The sequence below is a fragment of the Pseudomonas sp. 10S4 genome (assembly GCF_034344865.1).
In the GTDB taxonomy this organism is placed as follows: Bacteria; Pseudomonadota; Gammaproteobacteria; order Pseudomonadales; family Pseudomonadaceae; genus Aquipseudomonas.
Genome location: NZ_CP133774.1, coordinates 5,542,360 through 5,561,755, shown reverse-complemented (window position 1 = coordinate 5,561,755; position 19,396 = coordinate 5,542,360). Strand labels below are relative to the sequence as shown.

At 56.6% G+C, this 19,396-nt stretch carries 17 protein-coding genes and 3 pseudogenes; 14 read left to right on the top strand and 6 right to left on the bottom strand.

All coding sequences use genetic code 11. The annotated features are described in order from the left end of the window. Positions 1 to 59: 59 nt before the first annotated feature. Together RHM58_RS26140 and RHM58_RS26135 are read left to right on the top strand one after the other, a co-directional pair. Positions 60 to 575 (top strand): annotated as a pseudogene (locus RHM58_RS26140) (response regulator transcription factor); the annotation flags it as partial. A 94-nt stretch (positions 576 to 669) separates the two neighbouring features. After that, complete coding sequence (locus tag RHM58_RS26135) at positions 670 to 1,323, top strand: peroxiredoxin (protein WP_201255151.1); 654 nt, start codon at positions 670 to 672, stop codon at positions 1,321 to 1,323. Between the two features lie 41 nt (positions 1,324 to 1,364). Here the strand turns inward: RHM58_RS26135 and RHM58_RS26130 are convergent, their stop codons facing one another. Then, positions 1,365 to 2,024 carry an MliC family protein gene (locus RHM58_RS26130; protein WP_322268621.1) on the bottom strand — a complete coding sequence of 220 codons (660 nt, stop codon included), beginning with the start codon at positions 2,022 to 2,024 and terminating at the stop codon, positions 1,365 to 1,367. A 302-nt stretch (positions 2,025 to 2,326) separates the two neighbouring features. Here RHM58_RS26130 and RHM58_RS26125 point away from each other — a divergent pair, with 302 nt between their 5' ends. From RHM58_RS26125 to RHM58_RS26075, 12 genes and pseudogenes are all read left to right on the top strand, one after another. Beyond that, positions 2,327 to 2,608 (top strand): ectoine synthase, encoded by a 282-nt coding sequence (locus RHM58_RS26125; RefSeq protein ID WP_322268620.1) that lies wholly within the window; start codon positions 2,327 to 2,329, stop codon positions 2,606 to 2,608. A gap of 54 nt (positions 2,609 to 2,662) precedes the next feature. Next, complete coding sequence (locus RHM58_RS26120) at positions 2,663 to 3,964, top strand: MFS transporter (protein ID WP_322268619.1); 1,302 nt, start codon at positions 2,663 to 2,665, stop codon at positions 3,962 to 3,964. Between the two features lie 593 nt (positions 3,965 to 4,557). Continuing rightward, entirely contained in the window at positions 4,558 to 6,045 is a 1,488-nt protein-coding gene (gene ansP / locus RHM58_RS26115) for an L-asparagine permease (RefSeq protein WP_322268618.1), read from the top strand. Positions 6,046 to 6,411: 366 nt separating this feature from the next. Next, positions 6,412 to 6,636 (top strand): hypothetical protein, encoded by a 225-nt coding sequence (locus tag RHM58_RS26110; RefSeq protein ID WP_322268617.1) that lies wholly within the window; start codon positions 6,412 to 6,414, stop codon positions 6,634 to 6,636. Between the two features lie 88 nt (positions 6,637 to 6,724). After that, on the top strand, positions 6,725 to 8,164 hold the full coding sequence (locus RHM58_RS26105) for a circularly permuted type 2 ATP-grasp protein (RefSeq protein ID WP_322268616.1): 1,440 nt from the start codon (positions 6,725 to 6,727) through the stop codon (positions 8,162 to 8,164). Between the two features lie 3 nt (positions 8,165 to 8,167). Then, positions 8,168 to 9,118 carry an alpha-E domain-containing protein gene (locus tag RHM58_RS26100; protein WP_322268615.1) on the top strand — a complete coding sequence of 317 codons (951 nt, stop codon included), beginning with the start codon at positions 8,168 to 8,170 and terminating at the stop codon, positions 9,116 to 9,118. Beyond that, a complete protein-coding gene (locus tag RHM58_RS26095; protein ID WP_201255144.1) occupies positions 9,115 to 9,912 on the top strand; it encodes a transglutaminase family protein in 798 nt (265 codons plus the stop codon). Before RHM58_RS26100 ends, RHM58_RS26095 begins: the two co-directional genes overlap by 4 nt. Positions 9,913 to 9,996: 84 nt before the next feature. Continuing rightward, positions 9,997 to 10,746, top strand: a complete 750-nt coding sequence (locus RHM58_RS26090) for a proteasome-type protease (protein ID WP_322268613.1) — start codon at positions 9,997 to 9,999, stop codon at positions 10,744 to 10,746. Between the two features lie 3 nt (positions 10,747 to 10,749). Next, positions 10,750 to 10,929, top strand: a complete 180-nt coding sequence (locus RHM58_RS34145) for a hypothetical protein (protein ID WP_369125113.1) — start codon at positions 10,750 to 10,752, stop codon at positions 10,927 to 10,929. A gap of 218 nt (positions 10,930 to 11,147) precedes the next feature. Then, on the top strand, positions 11,148 to 12,281 hold the full coding sequence (locus tag RHM58_RS26085) for an alpha/beta hydrolase family protein (protein WP_322268612.1): 1,134 nt from the start codon (positions 11,148 to 11,150) through the stop codon (positions 12,279 to 12,281). A gap of 243 nt (positions 12,282 to 12,524) precedes the next feature. Beyond that, positions 12,525 to 13,176, top strand: a pseudogene (locus RHM58_RS26080) (dTMP kinase). A gap of 543 nt (positions 13,177 to 13,719) precedes the next feature. Further along, complete coding sequence (locus RHM58_RS26075; protein ID WP_277952853.1) at positions 13,720 to 13,980, top strand: serine hydrolase; 261 nt, start codon at positions 13,720 to 13,722, stop codon at positions 13,978 to 13,980. A 96-nt stretch (positions 13,981 to 14,076) separates the two neighbouring features. Here RHM58_RS26075 and RHM58_RS26070 read toward each other — a convergent pair whose 3' ends face one another. From RHM58_RS26070 to RHM58_RS26050, 5 genes and pseudogenes are all read right to left on the bottom strand, one after another. Further along, the gene (locus tag RHM58_RS26070) at positions 14,077 to 15,297 is read right to left on the bottom strand and encodes a GTP-binding protein (protein WP_201255140.1); all 1,221 of its coding nucleotides are present in this window, start codon (positions 15,295 to 15,297) and stop codon (positions 14,077 to 14,079) included. Beyond that, a complete protein-coding gene (nthB, locus tag RHM58_RS26065) occupies positions 15,294 to 15,956 on the bottom strand; it encodes a nitrile hydratase subunit beta (RefSeq protein WP_322268611.1) in 663 nt (220 codons plus the stop codon). Before nthB ends, RHM58_RS26070 begins: the two co-directional genes overlap by 4 nt. Positions 15,957 to 15,997: 41 nt before the next feature. Then, entirely contained in the window at positions 15,998 to 16,597 is a 600-nt protein-coding gene (gene nthA, locus RHM58_RS26060; RefSeq protein WP_201255138.1) for a nitrile hydratase subunit alpha, read from the bottom strand. 93 nt (positions 16,598 to 16,690) lie between these two features. Further along, positions 16,691 to 18,205: an amidase gene (locus RHM58_RS26055; protein ID WP_322268610.1), complete on the bottom strand. Its 1,515-nt coding sequence runs from the start codon at positions 18,203 to 18,205 to the stop codon at positions 16,691 to 16,693. Between the two features lie 258 nt (positions 18,206 to 18,463). Then, positions 18,464 to 19,329, bottom strand: a pseudogene (locus RHM58_RS26050) (transporter). Positions 19,330 to 19,396: the final 67 nt, after the last annotated feature.

Here is a 19,396-nt window from a genome sequence, read left to right as displayed (position 1 = left end):
GAGATTGTGCCGGTCAATATCAATGTTGAATGTGCCGACGTTATTTAGCGGGCCACTCCGAGTTTCTCGAAGCCTGCGATGCACGGCTCAATGCCTGCGTGTTGCTGGACGTGCGCATGCCTGGCATGGGCGGTTTGAACGTTCAGGAAGCCATGCGTGAACGCGAACTCGACTTGCCGATCATCTTCGTCAGCGGCCACGCCGATGTGCCAATCGTGGTCCGCGCATTCAAGGCCGGCGCCCATGACTTCATCGAAAAACCCTACAACGAACAGTTGCTGCTCGACAGCGTGCAACAGGCGCTGAGTAACTGCGCGGCCAATCGCTCAGGCAATCTGGGTCACGAACAATTGCAGGAACGCATGCTGACGCTGACCCCACGCGAGCGCGATGTATTGCTGCCGTTGGTGCAGGGTTACACCACCCGCGAAATCGCCGAGCAACTGGGCGTCAGTGCAAAAACCGTCGACCTGTATCGATCGCGGGTGATGAAACGCATGCAGGCCAATACCTTGCCGGATCTGGTGGGCATGGCGATTGCGGCGGGGTTGGTTGATCCGTTGAGGCTGCGGTAACCGCGATGTCTTGAAGCGTCTCCTATACTTGATCCGCGTTGACCCGTTCAACGCAGAGAGTTTCCCCTACGAACTCACAGTAAGGAGAACGAACATGACAATCCGCATTGGCGACGAAGCGCCGGACTTTACCGTCGAAAGCACCGAGGGCACGCTGCATTTCCACGAGTGGATCGGCGACAAGTGGGCGATTCTGTTCTCGCATCCCAAGGACTTCACCCCGGTGTGCACCACTGAACTCGGCTACATGGCAAAGCTCAAGCCAGAGTTCGATAAACGCAACACCAAGGTCGTCGGGCTCAGCGTCGACCCCGTCAGCAACCACCAAACCTGGGCCAAAGACATCGAAGAAACCCAGGGGCATGCGGTCAACTATCCGATGATAGGCGACGAAAACCTGGTGGTGGCCAAGCTCTACGACATGATTCATCCGAACGCCAGCGGCGGTGCCCGGACTGCTGTAGACAACGCCACGGTGCGCTCCGTGTTCATCATCGGGCCGGACAAAAAGGTCAAGGCGATGCTGATCTACCCCATGAGCGCCGGTCGCAATTTCGATGAAGTGCTGCGTCTGCTGGATGCGCTGCAATTGAACGCCAAGCACACTGTTGCCACGCCAGTGAACTGGCGCCCGGGAGAGGATGTGATCATTCCGACTTCAGTTTCTGATGAAGACGCCCGGAAAAAATATCCGGATGGCTTCAGGACGGTTAAGCCTTATTTGCGCACGGTGGCGCAGCCGAAGTAGAGACGACTGGGCTGGGTGACCAGCCCAATGCTAAAGAGCAGTCAGCCGACCGGCTCGGCTGTACAACTCATTGCCCCTGAGCCTGGTTTCTGGAAAAGGACCTCGTTGCCGTTCTGCCAGAAGCTGTAGTTACCCTGGTTATCTTTGCCGGTGTAACGGGCTCCCGAATCGCTCGGCACCTGGCTCAGGGTGATCGAAGTGTTCGCCCATTTCAGGTACACGACACCTGGCTGCGTGTTGAAGAAGGTGGCGGCAATCAGCGGGTTAAACCCAGTACAACGAAAAGCCAGGGGGCCTTCGGTGAGTCTGTCTGGGTCCTTGGTCCTGACAATGGCCGAGCCTTGGCGTAGCTGGTGGGCGCGCTCGGCATAACTTCGGATCGCGCACGCTTTGGGCTCAGGCCCGGAGCCACACTGATTGCGGGATTCGATCCAGAACTGCTGGTCGATCGTGACTTTGTCTGGAGGCGGTACTGAGCGTTCATCCGTGAGCGCCAGGTGATAAAGACGCGTCAGCTCGATATCCATTTGCGTCAGTTGCGGATCGCGACAGATCAGCTTTTCGATGGATGCACGTGCGCTGGCACAGTCGAAACTGGTCTTGATGGGTGGCGGAGGCGACGCAGCATTTGCACAGAGGCTTATCGCCGTGCACAGGCTGGTAGCGAGTAGACCGGTGAAAAGGGCCGTGACCGTTTTCATATTGGCTTCACCCAGATCATTTACTGAGTGGGACTATATCCTCAAGCGAGAGAAGTTCCACCCAGACATATGATTTAACTACCGGGCGACGTCAGATGCTCATAAACGCCTGGCGGCACCTTGGGAGAGCTTCTGTACTGTGAAGGACGCAAAGCCGATGCATCCGACGCCGCCAGCCGACGTCAGTGCAATGCATTAGCGGTGACGTTCCGAAACTGGCATATCCTGACGTCACAGTGTGACTAATGTGTCTATGCCGATTGCCGCCGCAGCACTGACGTTTGCCCTATGACGGGTATGGTATGCCTGAAGTATTTGTCTTGTTTTTTGCGGCAAAGACAGAGCGATCTCGGCGAGCGCTACTTCATTATCGCAATCATCTCGAGGCCTGCTATTGCATTGGCGGTGAGGGCAAAATCGAAGACATGGACGGCACCATCCCTGCAATTCGTCCGGGAGATATGTATGTACTGGACAAACATGATCGTCACTATCTGCACGGCGGCAAGTTCACGGATCTGATCCTGGTCAGCGTTTTCAATCCTCCTCTTCGACGGGGCCAGTCGTTTCTAATCTACGAGTAACGAGACGACAGGGCTTCTATCAGACTCTGTCGAGTGATTGTGTGGAGTTGAGATATGAAATTGTTCCGGCTGCTACTGCAGCGGCCCGTAGCCTTGCTGTGGGGAGGATTGGCGCTGTCCTCAATTGGTGACGAGCTCTTTGCGATTGCCATCGCCTGGATGGCGGTGCAAATCGCTGGCACCGATGCGAGCTGGCTCAGTGCTTTACGCGGTGCTGCCGCGTTGGCAGGCGCGTTGCTGGGTGGAATATGGGCGGAGCGGTGGGATCATCGTCGCACGATGATCGGTGCCGATTTGGTGCGGGCCGGTCTTGCCTTGATTCCGGTGATCGCTTGGGGGCTTGGCATCATGAGTCTGTGGATGCTGGCGGTGCCGCTCATGCTTATGATGATCGTCAACTCGCTCTTCGAGCCGGCGCTGCGTGCCAGTCTGCCGCGCATTGTCGCGACGCCGGACCAGTTGCAATCGGTCAACGCGCTGTTCGATGCCATCATCCGGGTTGCCCGAGTGATTGGACCGATGCTGGCTGCGGCTATTACGTTGCTGATTCCGATCGAACATCTTTTTACCCTCAACAGCGTCACGTTTCTGATCTCCGCGTGGGCAGTCATGAAGCTGGGTAAAGCGTTGCCGCGACAACCTGTCAAGGCGACAAGTCGACGTGCCGGCTTTACTGCCGGTTGGCGAAGCCTTGTGAGGCGCAGGCAAATGCAGGCGGTGTATGTGTGTGCGGGACTGGGCAATGTTGCCTGGAGCGTCGGGATTTCGATCGGCATGGCGCTGGCTGTCGTCAAATACGACATCCAGGGTTTTGGTGTCCAGGATTTTGCTGCCTACGGCTTGATCATGGGCGCCTATGGAGCAGGAAACCTGATCTCCATTTTTGTCGTGGGCAATCTACAAATCCGCAGTTTGTATCACGGGTTTACCTTTGGTTCCGTGGTCAACGGCCTGGGTATCGCGACCATCGGTGCCGCCGTAATGTATCTGCCTCCAGAGCATGTTCTGGCGGGGATGATGATCGGCGCAGGTCTTGCTGCACTCGGTGGGCCGCTGATCGATATCTCATTCATTCTGCTCATTCAAACCAAGTTCAAGCAAAGCGAGATCGCCGGGTTGGCCAGGCTGCGCTTTGCGGCGTTGGGTGCGTCGATTCTGATAGCCGGTGCCTGCGGTGCTGCGCTGTATGCCCACTTTGAAACCGGCCTGGTTATTGTCGGCGCCGGGGTTTTTGAAGTGATCGTCGGGGCAATTGTGCTGTTCGTCCCCGCGGATGACGAAGCCGTACAGGCGAACAAGGAAGAAGGCAGTGTGTCGTCGTCATCCTTGGCGGATGGTAGCGAGGTGGCCAGATGAAAGAGTTTCATGACTATGTAAAAGACCACGCCGAGCGAACGCCGGACAACATGGCACTGACCATCAGTGGTCGAGAGATCACTTACAGAGCGTTGGACGAATATGAATAGGTCTCAAACGGGTGCAGCCGGCGCTGAATGGGTGCGGTTACTGGCTCTTATTCGGTGCGTTTCGATTTCGGTTCTCCGCCCTTGCAAACTGGCATGTCCGAAATATCGTTCCTTTAAATATCCCTGTATTGGTTCGATGAACATCAAAAAATCAATCTATGCACTTTTTTGAATCGCTCCAGTGTTGTGCAGCGAATGCAGTTGCATCTTGCTGATGAAACGATTCATCTTATTTTTGAGTATTTATGTCGCCATTAATAAAGAAAACCACCCAAGGGTGATTGCTTTTATATAAATGACGTTATTTCTGCCGGTCCTCCGTGTTCCCGGCACCTCCATTGCAACGCCCCTTCTGGCAGTTTCTTCACTGTCATCAGTAAAGAGAAAGCAGGCCAATCCAAAGCCTTGTTCAAGCGCTTCGACGCTGAGTCGGGCATCCCTGAAACGCACCGTAATAAATTTAGAAGTTATGGAGATCCATCCATGTCGATGAAAGCAGAAGGACGGCTGTCGGTTGAACACTCACAACAGGGTGATAAGAATGCATGGTTAGCCTCACATGAGGCGGGGTATCACCAGAATTTAAGCAAGCGCCATGTACAAATGATTGCGTTAGGAGGCGCGATAGGTACGGGGCTTTTCCTCGGGGCTGGTGCGCGATTACAAATAGCCGGGCCTTCGTTGGCCATCGTTTATCTGGTGTGCGGTTTATTTGCGTTTCTCATTTTGCGCGCGCTGGGGGAGTTGGTGATGCATCGGCCTACCAGCGGCAGCTTCGTGTCCTATTCACGAGAGTTCATGGGAGAAAAGGCTTCCTACGTCGCTGGCTGGATGTACTTCCTGAATTGGGCCATGGCCGGGATTGTTGATATCACCGCTGTGGCGCTCTACATGCAATATTGGGATGCGTTCGCTTCTGTACCGCAATGGGTCTCAGCCCTGGTGGCGCTGGCTATCGTCACCGTGATGAACCTGATTGGCGTTAAGTGGTTCGGTGAAATGGAGTTTTGGTTTGCCTTGATCAAGGTCGCCGCTCTGACGCTGTTCCTGGTGGTCGGTTCGATCATTCTAGGTGGCGGAATTGCTGTGGGCGGTCATCCTACGGGGCTGCATCTGATTACCGAAAACGGGGGCTTCTTTCCCCATGGAATGCTGGCGGCCCTGGTGTTGGTGCAAGGCGTGGTATTCGCGTACGCCGGTATCGAATTGATCGGCGTTGCCGCGGGAGAATGTCAGGACGCCAAAGCTGTACTGCCCAAAGCCATCAACAGCGTTATCTGGCGGATTGCAATTTTCTATGTGGGCGCAGTGATTTTGCTGGTGTGCCTGTTGCCTTGGACTGCCTATAAAGCAGGTGAAAGTCCGTTCGTTACCTTCTTTGCGGCCCTCGGTATCCCATGGATCGGTTCGGTGATGAACGTGGTTGTATTGACCGCAGCCCTGTCCAGCCTCAATTCGGGGCTGTACTCGACTGGACGCGTGCTGCGGGCATTGGCAATGGGTGGTTCGGCGCCAACCTTCATGTCGCGCATGAGTGCGCAATCGGTGCCTTACGCGGGGATTCTGGTGACTGTTGCCATTTACATAGTCGGGGTTGTACTGAACTACCTGGTGCCGTCTCGGGTGTTCGAAATTGTGCTGAACATCTCCTCGCTGGGTGTGATCAGTACTTGGGGATTCATTGTTGTCTGTCAGATGAAGTTCCGTCATGCCGTAGCACGTGGAGAGGCGCAGGCGGTGTCGTACAGGATGCCGGGAGCTCCGGTCACTTCGTGGTTGACTTTGCTGTTCTTGGCGGGCGTGCTGGGGATGATGGCCTTTGATTATCCAAACGGAACAATGACTGTGGCTGCGTTACCCGTTGTAGCGCTCTTGTTGGTGGCCGGCTGGCTCCTGTTGCGTCGTCCCAAGGCTGTAATGATGACCCCGACGATGCCGTCGGTGACCCTGACCCGGAAATTCCTCGAGTAAACCGTAGTTAGTCATTCCGTTACACGGACGGCAAGACCTCAGAACCCAAGCCGTCCTTTCTTCGCATTCTCTTTGCATCACTACTTGGCATTTTCGTTCCGGCCGCCGGTTCGTGGTGCATTTTTACGAACATTAATAGTGCGTCGATATTAATCGGCATGCCGCGCTGAACGCGTTGTATTACAAGGGCAATAAAAACGGTGAGTAAATTTTTCACGTTTAGAGGGCATAAAACTGACTGGAGTTGCCAATTGCACCATTTTCGCTCGCTCCAGAGTTGTGCAAGTTAAAAGAGGAAGAATCGTTTCAGTGGCTTGGCCTACTTTTGTCTCAATAATGAAATAAAACGTCGCGCGAGTATCTTTTGTGGGGGATTTTCCGCTTTTTATCATTCCTTACGGTACTTGGGCACAGCCCTTGCAAAAGTACATTCAAACCACCGGAAGTGCGGTTTCAACGAAAAAAATAATGGAGATCGTTATAAATTGGGCGTCAGAAATCAAACAAAATAGCCAATTATCTGGCGTGGGAATGCGTCAAGAGGTTGCCGGAATCATGAGGAATGTATTTCCGCATGAAACAGGAAGTTAACGACGCACACTGAGGTGCTTAACAGAAACAGTACTCACTAAAATAACGTAAGGCCTCATCTTATTTGAAATAGCGAAGTTATAAGAAAATGCCGTATGTATCGCGGCAAGGAGTAGGGTATGTCCCGAGCTTTTTTAACGAAATGTATGATGCGAGTGGTGGCTGCCGCCCACATTACCAGGAGTTCGCGCGTTGGTTGGCGGACACGCCTCTGGAGTTGCTGGATCAACGTCGTCGCGAAGCCGACCTGTTGTTCCACCGAGCCGGCATCACCTTCACTTTATACGGGGACGAGCAGGGCACCGAACGGTTGATTCCGTTCGACATCATTCCGCGCAGTATCAAGGCCAGCGAATGGCAAATGGTCGAGCGTGGCTGCATTCAGCGGGTCCAGGCCTTGAACATGTTCCTGGCCGACATCTACCACGGCCAACGCATTCTCAAGGAAGGCATCATCCCGGCCGAACAGGTCCTGGCGAACGAGGGTTATCAGGTCGCCATGCAGGGCCTGAATCTGCACCGCGGCATCTATGCCCATATCGCCGGGGTCGATCTGGTCCGAGACGGCGATGGCAGTTACTACGTACTGGAAGACAATCTGCGTACCCCCAGCGGCGTCAGCTACATGCTCGAAGACCGCAAGATGATGATGCGTCTGTTCCCTGAACTCTTCGCCGCCCAGCGCGTGGCGCCCATCGATCATTACCCGAACCTGCTGCTGGACACCCTCAAGAGTTCCAGCCCGCTGGACAACCCCACGGCCGTGGTGCTGACCCCCGGGCGCTTCAACAGTGCTTACTTTGAACATGCATTCCTGGCCCGTGAAATGGGTGTGGAATTGGTCGAAGGCGCCGATCTGTTTGTCCGTGACGATCATGTCTATATGCGCACCACCTCCGGCCCGAAACAGGTAGATGTGATCTATCGCCGTCTCGACGATGCGTTCCTCGATCCGTTGTCCTTCAATCCGGACTCCATGCTCGGGGTGCCCGGGCTGGTGGCGGCGTACCGCTCGGGCAATGTGGTCCTGGCGAACGCCGTGGGCACCGGGGTCGCGGACGACAAGTCGATTTACCCGTACGTCACTGACATGATCCGCTTCTACCTCGACGAAGAACCGATCCTCAAGAACGTGCCGACCTGGCAATGTCGCAAACCGGAAGAGCTGTCCCATGTGCTGGCCCATCTTCCCGAGCTGGTGGTCAAGGAAACCCAGGGCTCCGGTGGCTACGGCATGCTGGTCGGCCCGGCAGCCACGGCGGCGGAAATCGAGGACTTCCGCGCGCGGCTCAAGGCACGCCCCGAAGCCTATATCGCCCAGCCGACGCTATGCCTATCTACGTGCCCGACCTTTGTCGAAAACGGCATCGCCCCACGCCACATTGATCTGCGCCCGTTTGTATTGTCGGGCAGCGAAACCCGTCTGGTGCCCGGCGGCCTGACCCGCGTGGCATTGCGCGAAGGCTCGCTGGTGGTGAACTCGTCCCAGGGCGGTGGCACCAAAGACACTTGGGTAGTGGAGGACTAAGACATGCTTTCAAGAACCGCTTCGGACCTCTACTGGATGTCCCGTTACCTGGAGCGCGCCGAAAACCTGGCGCGCATGCTCGAAGTCAGTTACTCGCTGTCGCTGATGCCCCAGGCCGGGCGCACCGATGGCCGCGCCGAGCTGGCGATGTCGCTGCTGGCCGCTGGCACGCTGGATGATTACAACGAACGTTTTGGCGAGCTCAACACCGAGCGCATGCTGCACTTCTTTGCGCTGGACGAAACCAACCCCGGGAGCATCTATTGCTGTTTGCAGGCCGCTCGGGCCAATGCTCACGCCGTACGCGGGCGTATCACCGCCGACATGTGGGAGAACATCAACGCCACGTGGCTGGAGATGCGCAACATCGCCAGCAACGGCCTGGCGCGTTATGGCATCAGCCATTTCTGCGAGTGGGTCAAGGAGCGTTCGCACCTGTTCCGCGGCGCGACGTCGGGCACGATCATGCGCAATGATGCCTACTGCTTCATTCGCTTGGGGACGTTCCTTGAGCGCGCCGATAACACCCTGCGCCTGCTGGATGCACGCTACGAAATGTTCGGCGAAGAGTCGGAGGAGGTCAGTGACAACTCCGCGCGCGGCTACTACCAGTGGAGCGCGTTGTTGCGGGCCTTGTCGTCCTTTGAGGCATTCAACGAGATCTACCGCAACGCACCGGGCGCCGAGCAGGTGTCCGAGATGTTGCTGTTGCGCGGCGATGTGCCGCGCTCATTGCACGCCTGCATCGAGGAACTGGACCATATCCTCGCCAGCCTGCCGGGTAGTAATGGGCGAGCGGCTCAGCGCTTGGCTGCCGAATTGAATGCTCGGCTGCGCTACACCGGTATCGACGAGATTCTCGGCTTCGGTCTGCACCTGTGGCTGACCGATTTCATCTCCCAGGTTCGCCATCTCGGTCAGACCGTCCACGAATCCTATCTGGAGGTCGTATGAAACTGTCCATACGCCACGACACCACCTACAGCTATGCCGATGAAGTCTGCACCAGCATCCAGTTCCTGCGCCTGACGCCGCAGAACAGCGAACGCCAGCACATCCTGGAATGGCACCTGGAATTGCCGCGCATAGTCCGTAGCCAGTTCGACCCTTACGGCAACATCCTGCATGTATTGACGATGGACGAGCCCCACGGTGCTCTGGTGCTGACGGCTTATGGTCAGGTGGAAATCGACCCGGACCGTGAGCAGGAGCGCGACAGCCAATCTCCTTTTCCGTTTTTGCGCACCAGTCATCTGACAAAAACGGACGACGCCTTGAATGCCTTCGCCGTGCAGCACTGCGGTATGCGACGGGATCGGACGGCGCTGATTGACCTGATGAATGGCCTGGCCGACCACATGGTCTACAACCCGGGTGCGACCACCGTGGACACCACAGCAGCCGAGGCTTTTGCGGGGGGAGCCGGGGTCTGTCAGGACCACACCCACGCCTTCCTGGCCTGCGCCCGCAGCCTGGGAATTCCCGCACGTTACGTCTCCGGTTACCTGTGCACCGAAGATGAAAACCACCTCGCCAGTCACGCCTGGGCCGAAGCTTGGCTCGACGACGGTTGGTACAGCTTCGATGTGACCAACCGCTTGGCCCGTCCAGAGCGTCATCTGAAACTGGCGGTTGGCCTGGACTATCTCGACGCCTGCCCTGTACGCGGCATGCGGCGTGGTGGCGGGGCCGAGTCGATGCTGGCGCGGGTTCAGGTCAACTCGATGTTCCAGGTCCAGCACCAGTAGCCCCGGTTCACAACTGCAACCGTTACCGGCCGTACCGTTATGAAACGGTACGGTCGTTCATCCCAAATTCACGAGTTAACACGAATGACTTATTGCGTCGCTATGCACCTGGCCGACGGGCTGGTGTTCATCTCCGACTCACGAACCAATGCGGGCATTGATCAGATATCAACGTTCCGTAAGTTGTTTATTTTCAGCACGCCGGGCGAGCGACTGATTGTGTTGCAAACGGCGGGCAACCTGGCCACCTCGCAATCGGTGGTCAACCTGCTCAAGCAGCGTTCCACGGGGCAGGGACCACACTTGTTGAGTGTCCGCACGCTCTATGACGCCACCGTGCTGGTGGCCGAAACCGTTCGCGAAGTCGTCGCCCGGGATCGTACGAAGCTGGCCGGCAAGACCGACTTGAGTTGCTCTTTTCTGGTCGGTGGGCAGATCGCGGACGGGCCCATGGATGTGTACAGCATTTATCCGCAAGGCAACTTCATTCAGGCGACAGAGGACACGCCTTTCCTGCAATTGGGTGAAAGCAAGTACGGCCGGCCGATACTCGATCGCAATCTGACGTATCGCACATCACTCGAAGAGGGCCTGCGCTGTGGGCTGATCTCGTTCGACTCGACCATGCGCAGCAACTTGTCGGTGGGCATGCCGCTGGATCTGTTGGTGTACAGGAAAGACAGTTTTACCGGTGCGAAAAGTTATCGCATCACGGCCGACGACCCGTACTTCATGCGTATCCGAATGCAGTGGGCTGCCGGACTGCACGACATGCTCGCGGCACTGCCGGAGCCGCCAGACGCTTACATGACGGCGGCCGCCAACAAAAACTAGCTTATTTCAGGCATCGTCAATGGCACTTCGAATTTCATTCTGACCCAGATATCCGGGCACGGTAAAACCTATGCGGCAGCCTTGGCAGAGGCCCAGCACCAGGGGGACGCTGAGGCTGATCACGTCCTTCGACTTGAATGGCAACGATGCAGCCCACAAACGCCAGCACCCGGTGAAATTTGAACGGCTACAAGATCTGACCCTATACCGGGGCGGCTTGCTGTTCGGTGAAAGAAAGCTACGGACACCCAAGACGTTGGCTGCCTTGCGCACGAAACGCATGGTCTGATCGAGGGCGCCTTCATCACCCTTTACCCATTCTTTACCTGGCCTTGCGCCTCGTTCGCCTGCGGGTCGGTTAGGCTGCTAGCCATCTTGATCTGGACGACTTTGTGAATCGAATGAACCTTCAACCTCGGTACTGGCTAGCGGTGGGCGCCTTAGTGGGCAGCCTGGGATTGATCTCGGGTTGTGCGGGCGATCCGCCAGACCCGCGCATCGCATTCACCGAGCGGGTCAATAAAGAGCTGACTACCGCCTATCAACCGTCCCACAACGAAACGGTCGGCTGGGGCGCAATCTGGCAACTCGATCAGCAATCGGTGGATGTTGCGTGGTTGGCGCCGGTTATCCATGAGCGTTTGCCGCTGATTATTTACTTGCCGGGATTGGGTGAGCCGGCCTCGGGCGGAGTGGAGTGGCGCAAGGCTTGGGCGCAGGCCGGTTATGCGGTGCTGTCTGTTCAGGGGCACGCCTATGATCAGTCGATTTTTGCGTCGCAGCAGGCGTTGTATGGAGACTTCCGTGGGATGGCGAGCAGTCATTACACCGCCGCCGCCTTACGCGACAGGCTGTCCACACTGCAGAAAGTCCTGACCGAGGTTCGGGCGCGAGCCGCGAAAGGAGACGCGCAACTGGCTGCCATCGACTGGAATCAAGTTGTGGTGGCCGGCTTTGATTTTGGGGCGCAGACCGCAGAGGCACTGGCCGGGGCGCTGGAACCTGGCGCTACGTCGGGCGTCGCGATTCAGCCCAAAGCGGTGTTGCTGCTCAGCCCTTATGTGGAAGCCGGTGCCCGGCGAGAAGTCTTCGCCCAGATATCGGCGCCCGTGCTGTCGATGACCGGTCAGGAGGATGAAGATCCGTTCAACTGGGTCAGTTCTTATCGCCAGCGACAAGTGTTGGGCGAGTCGGTGACGGCGGCGGGAAGCGTTCAGTTGGAGTTGAACAACGCTACGCACAAGACCTTGTCGGGTACCGAGTTGTTCAACCGGCCGGTGAAAAAGGCCGATAAGGGTAGCAATCCATCCGGCGATGCTCCCAAAGGTAAAAGGCACAAGCGCGGCGCCAAATCCGGCGGCGGTTTCCATAGCCCGGTGGTGGGCGAGCCGGCCCCGGATCCCAAGCAAGTTGCTGCGATTCAGGCAATTGGTGTGGCGTTTCTGGATAGCCGCATCAAACACAATCCCGCGGCCACTGAATGGTTGCAGAAAGGCGCGCCAGGTTGGCTGGATGGAGCGGGGCGGTTGAAGTAGTTTTGTGTGGGGCCAACTGCTGTTGCCGGCAGCAGTTGGCGGCCTTGGTTATCGCTGCTGGGAAGTCGTGCACCTGCCCCACAAAACCATCCATGGATTTTGAGACCCGTTAGCCAGAAACTAAGTTAGAGTGTTCATCAATGCCTGTTCATAAGGGCCCTCCACTCGATTCGCGTAGTCGCGCCAAGCGGTTCCAGCGAACGAACCGGGCAAAAAAACCGTATATCAATCGTTATGTGAAGAATGAATCGTCCGCTGTTTGTTTCTCTAGATGGGCCCAAAGGAACCGGCAAAACCACACTGCTGGAGGCCATTACGAAAGTACTGAGGGCAGACAACAAAAAGGTGATCCGACTTTGCGAGAAAAAAGCGATCCCTATAGGGGGAAACAATGGCCCTCGTTAACAAGCTCGTCAGGAATCCCACCCGGGATTTGGAGCTGGGGGTTTGTGAGCGCTTTGCTGATAGCCGTACCTGGATTTCCCAGCACGTGGTGGCTAAACAGCCACCAGGCAGCATCATCTTGATCGATCGCTGGTACCCGTCTGATGCCGCGTTTCGCCGGATAATCCCGTTTGCAGAGATTCTACAGTTAAACATTGATCGAAACGTGCGAGTGCCAGACCTGCATGTCGGGGTTGTCACCGCCCCTGAGATTTCATGGGCGAGGGCAGCGGCACGACGGCGTGGGCTGAGCAGTACTGTGATCCATAAGCTGGAAGAACATATCGCTTGTACCAAGGCGTTCGAGCGAGCGATTGCAGATCACGGCTGGGTTTTATGCCGTAATGAAGGAACGATCGAAGAAGCAACGATGCAGGTGGTTTCTGAGATCTATAGAGTTCTTCGATGCCCCGTAGGCGAAGTTCACTGCGCCGGTCTTGCTCTGAACTAAAAAGCAGAATTCCCTCACGGAAATAGATATTAAAAATCAAACAGTTACGAAGGCGTTCGTGAGCGGCCTTGGTGGTTTAGTTTAGGCTTTTGACTCGAAATTAATATTCTCTGGGACAGCCGGAACTAAAGCTTGGAAAGTTTGATTGAGTGGGGAATGTACATTTATTGCTGAGTGGCACATACATATTTATATAGCAATATATTTTCAATGGATTAAATATTGTTGCGAATCAATATGCCCATGCACGTGTTGACTGCGCTAGTCCAAACTTGAATGCCCGCCAAAATTTATATAAAGGAATGCTATCGAGGCTGGTTATATCGCCAGCTACAGTATGTAAAAGTAGGGTGGGTATGATCATGTAGTTACAAAAGGAGATGCAGGCGCTGAGGCTCAAGGCCGAGCAGGAGCGCTTTGCGCTGGAAGCGGTTTAGCCATTTGGTCTGCGGTCCCGAGATGGTTTTTTGAATGGCACTTCCGGTACAACTAAACATCGTCCACCTCCGCGATATTTAAATAAGTGCCTGATTCCGACACCCTCTGCCGGCAGCCGACAGACGCTTTCATCTTATTTTCTTACTCTCATCTGGCCCGACGTTCATTGCTTCACGTCGGGCAATCAGTCCTACCACTGCACACCCCGCCATAAGCTCTAACCGAGCGGACGACAGTGTTTTCGCCCTATTTTCCGCGAGTAAAGCAATAACCGGTACAGCGGTGCTTCAGTTGGTCGAGGAAGGCCGACTGGATCTCGATGCGCCTGCCAGGGACTATGTGCCGATGATCGGAGAACTGAAGTAGTCGGTCATGACTGACCTTGCACGAGCACCTTTCGGGCTGTGCGACAGGTGAGTGACGGCGCGCCGAGCATGCTGCGCATCTCGGGTTGTCGCGCAGTCATGGTGACAATGCGTGGTTATCGAAGGATGTTGCACCTTGCATGGCCGGCCACGTCTCTGGGCCGGCCATTATCTCTTGGGCACTCAGCAGGCAGGCGTCGAGTTCTTCCTTCAAAGCGTCCAGGTCGAGCCCCTGGCCTATGAAAACCAGTTCCTGTCGACAATCGCCGACAATGTCGTCCCATTTGGCCAGGATCCGCTGCCGCCGGTACTCATCACGGGGCCATTGCGATTGCTCGATGAAGGTCCACCAGCGTCCGACATAGTCCCAACGGAACTGCCTGCCGCTTTGCGCCAGCATGCCGATTTCCAAATGCCGGCTGGCTACCCAGAAGTAACCTTTGCTGCGCAGCAGTCGGCCGTTGTGCCACGGCTTGGTGAGAAAATCGAGCAGTCGCTGTGGGTGAAACGGTGCGCGTTCGCGGTATACCCAGGACGTCATGTCATAGGTGTCCGACTCAGAAGGTGGTTCATCGATATCTTCCATCTTCTTCATCCAGCCGGGCGACTGTGCCAGGCTGGGTAAGTCGAATAGACGGGTACCGAGAATCTTCGACAGGTCTATGGCGCCGTGGGTCATGGGCAGGATTTGCGCTGCCGGATTTAGCTCTGCAAGGAGTGCGCGCAACGCCAAGTAGTCACTTTCACCCATAAGGTCCAGTTTGTTGACGAGGATGACGTTGGCGTACTCCACCTGTTCGATCAGCAGGTCAGCCAAGTGGCGCAGTGGCTTGTCTGTTCCGTCTTCGCTGGCCAAGGTGTCTGTCGAGGAGAGCAGTGCCTGGAAGTTGCTGCCATCTACCACCGTCACCAAGGTATCGAGCTGTGCCAGTTCGCTGAGGCTGAAACCTTCGGGGTCAAGGAAGGCGAACGTCTCGGCGACGGGCATGGGTTCGGAAATACCCGTGGACTCGATAAGCAGGTAATCAAAACGCTGCTGACGTGCCAATAGGCTGATTTGCTCGAGTAAGTCAGCACGCAGCGTGCAGCAGATGCAGCCGTTGCTCATCTCAATCAATTCATCGCTGCCGCGGTGCAACGACATGCTGTGTTGCACCTCCTCGGCGTCGATGTTGACTTCGCTCATATCATTGACGATGACTGCCACTCTCATGCCGGCGCGATTGCGCAGAATGTGGTTGAGCAGGGTTGTCTTGCCAGCACCGAGGAAGCCCGAAAGGACCGTCACCGGCAGCCGGTTCAACTCGGTATCAATCATGCGGTCACCGTTTGCTCGGCTACAACTTTGTCCAGATAGCTTTCGAACAGGTCTACGACCACCAGGCCATTATCGTTGGCATCGCCCCAAAGATCCTTGACCCGGAATTCGACGTGATAGCTCGGTTGATGTATTGCACGCTTGTCGCCATGGCCAATGGTGTCCGGGAAAGGCCATTGTTCGGTGGTGCGATGACGGATCACGCCTTCCTTCCCGCGGACATAGCCCGGCATGCGGACATGCCCCGCCACGTACTCGTCGCGCACTACCACCCGGTCGCCGACTTCGAATGGCGACCGACCGGTGATGGCAGGACGACCCTGGGAGTGGGGCGGGTTGGCCAATTTGAATGGTGAACCCAGCGCCTGATCGAGTTCGTCCTGGGTAATAACTCCAGCTTCGACCAACAGCGTCGCGGTGGCGATGACGTAGCGTTCGTAATACGTCGTGCCAACGTGTTGGCGCACATCAAGGCGCTCGACGGCATGGCGCGCCTCATCGATGCTGAACTGTTTCAAGTGGTCTGCCGCGACGAACATCAGGCTGTAAGCCAGATGCTCCCAATCTTCTTTAAACACGGTCTTATAGCTCAGGCTGTTGATGGTGTGGGGTATCTTGCCAAACCCCTGAAAGCCACCAAGATCATGAAAGCCATCCATATTGAACACCTCTTTAAATTGAAAAAAATGGAGCGTCTTGGTTAGGGCACGCAGGGCAGGGCAACACCAATCAGAACATCCTTGGTGATCAGTTTCTGAAGCTCTTCTTCATTCATGTGCTCGCTGCCTTCGGGTCTTACGGGCAGCACCAGGTATCGGCTTTCAGCGCTGGTATCCCAAACCTTGACGGTTACCTCACTAGGCAATGGCGTGCCCAATTCACGCAGTACGGTGCGCCCTTCTCGGACCAGGCGTGCGCGGAACTCGAAGCCCTTGTACCACTCGGGCGGCAAGCCCAGGACCGGCCAGTTGGTGCAAGAACACAGACTGCAAACAATGACGTTCTTCAACGTGGGCGTATCTTCCAGGGCCACGATGTATTCCCCCTGCGGGCCGGTGTAACCAAATTGAGCACATGCCGCGGTGCCGTCCTTGAGCAACAATTCGCGAAATTGCGGATCTACCCAAGCCTTGGCAACCACGCGAGCGCCATTTTCTGGGCTCCATTCGTGCTCCATCAATTGGGTTATTGCCTCGATATAGCCGTCGGGGATCAGGTCCTTGCTCTTGAGAACCTGAAACAGCGCCCGCGCCCTCTCGCCCGGCGTCGAAGTAGATTGTTGGGGTGTTGGTGTGTTCATTGGGTAACTCCTCATCGTTCGAATCGGTCTGGAACTTCATAGCAAGGCTGAGCTTCTTTTTTATTTTTTCGGACTGCAGTGGCACAAACAGGCTTAAAGGGATTTCCAGTCGACAGCGGCCTCGAACGCTGCAGCAGCCTGGTAGATCGTGCCTTCTGCATAGTGCTTGCCAACCAGCATCAGCCCGACGGGCAGACCGTCTACCAGGCCGCAAGGGATCGACATGGCCGGATGGCCGGTGATGTCCTGGGATGAGGCATTGCCGATCATTTCCAGTGCCCGGGCCACGTATTCGGTAATTGAGCAACCGGGTTCCGGGTGTGGCTGGGCAATGATGGGTACCGTCGGCATCACCAGCAGGTCATAGCTGTCCAGTGCCTTGTCGTAGCCGGCGCGTGCGTAACGTGCGAGGTTCTGTGCCTTGGCGTAGAAACGGCCGTTGTAGCGCTCCAGGCCGTACTGGCCGACGAACATGCACAGCTTGAGCGATGCGGACAATGCGTCCGCCTGTTCGCGCCAGCCGGCCTGTTTATCCAGCAGCGCGACGTCGTAAAGGCCCTTCCAGTTAAAGCCCGAACCATTACCGTGCATCATCTGCATGGTCAGACCTTCGCAGCCAATGGGGTGCCACAGCGAAGCCGCAAGGTTGTGCTCGGGAATGGATACTTCTTCAACACGAGCGCCTAACGCCTCAAGTCGGGCGATGGCGCTGCGTACCTTGGCGGTGACACGCGGGTCCTGATTGGCCAGTTGGAAGCCTTCCTGGAGGATGCCGATCCTGAGCCCGCTGACACCGCGCTCCAGGTAGTCGCTGTAGGTGTCGACCTGCGGCGAAGCCTGGCGTGGGTCGAGCCCGTCCGCACCGGCCATGACTTCCAGCATCAATGCGTTATCACGCACATTGCCGGTGATAGGCCCCGCATGGTCGATAGTTGCCTCAATCGCCATGATCCCGGTGTAGGGCACCAGGCCGTGGGTCGGCTTCATCCCGTAGGTGCCGCAGAATGCTGAAGGGATACGGATAGAGCCGCCCTGGTCGCCGCCGACCGCCATGTCCACCTCGCCTGCGGCCACCAGCGCCGCGCTGCCGGAGGAGGAGCCACCGGAGGAAAAACCGTGGCGGTGTGGGTTGTGTACCGGCGCCGGGTCAGAGGTGTGACTGCCACCAGAGAGGCAGTAGTGTTCGCAGGTTGCCTTGCCGAGGATAGTGGCCCCAGCGTCCAGCAATCGAGTCACTACGGTGGCATCGAATGAGGGCACGAAGCCTTCCAGCGGCGCAGCACCGTTCATCATCGGGACGCCGGCCAGCGAAATGTTGTCCTTGAGCGCTACGGTCTTGCCCGCCAGTTTCCCCTTGCGAGCGCCGTTCACTTCGGCCCTGTAGTACCAGGCGTTGAGCGGGTTTTCCTTATTCGATGGGCGATAGCCCGAACTGCGGTCGTACCGCACTGGCGGAGTAAAGTCGGGTAACTCGTCGATGAGATCGTATGCGTCGAAACTCGACTGCATGAGCGCCAGATATTCACTGGCCTGCTCAGGGGGCAACTGCATGTGCAGATTGCTCGCGATGTCCAGTAATTGGTCGAGGGTGGGGCGAACGATTGCCATGGTGGGATCCTTTTTTCTGGAAGCCCGGCGAGACCGAGCGCTTCGTAAATGAGTTGTACAAATATTTTGCTGGTTGCTGTGCGTGCTCTTGGTTCCGCGAAAGCAACACTCTCATTGGGTGTCAGTTGACCTGGGATTAAGATAAGCCGGGTCCCCGTGCTGTCGCTTGGTTGAGCCGGACAGCCACTTGGTTGAGCCGGACACGCTTTTTTTATCTTCCTGGCCTCGGCTCGGTCGTTGTCCCGAGGTCTGTTGGGCTTAAAACACTCGTGCGTAACGCAGGTTCATCCGGAAGTCCTCTTTGGGCCCGTTATCTACCGAGAGATCCTTGCCCAGCTGCAGCTGGATCTGGTCTTGAGCGGTGAAAAACTTGGTGGCGGTCAAACGGAAGTTGGTGGTGTCTGCTTCGTTGTCCTGATTGACATGTTCGATGTTGGTTTCTCCGCCCCAGGTATGTCCGAAACCTATGCCGAAGGCCGTAGTGGCATCCGGCATGTAGCGGCCCATAACCTGCGCGGCGTAGGAGACGTCCTGCTCAAGCCGGTTGGCGTTTGCACTGTAGTCATCGTTGTCGCCATACCACGTGGCGCCGCCGACCAGGTCCATGGCCCATTTTTCCGTGAAGTGTTTGACGTAGGCGCCCTGAAGCTCGAACTTCCAGCGGTTCTCGCCAATATTCAGGGGGCGTCCTTGTCGTAGCTGCCGGTGGGCACGAAAAGGTAGGGCGCGAGGCTGAGGGTGTCGCGGGCGTCGTTGAGTCGCAACTTGACCGGAGCCGTCAGGATCAGGTCGCCAATGCCGCTCGTACTACCTAGCGTCGAGGCATCGCCGCCGCTGGAGACGTGCCCGAATGGCAAAAGGAATTGTGGGTCAATGGTGACGGTGTCACTCAGCGCGTAGACGTGCAGCAGACGCAAGATGCCAACGTCGGAGCTCAAGTTGAAATCAGAACTGACCTTGTGACCCTTGGCATAGGCCGAGTCGGTGGTGGCGTGCTGGTAGTAGATGACGCCGATGGTTGCGTCCGCCGGATATTGCTCATAATCACCGGGGGCCACTTCGACGGCTTGCGCATGAAATGCGGGCAGCAGAGCAGGGAGCGTCAGCAGACGGATTTTGTTCATGATGGATTTCCTGGCACAAGGAGGCCGTACCGCCTTTCAAGGCGGCAGGCTGTGGCTATTCACTGGT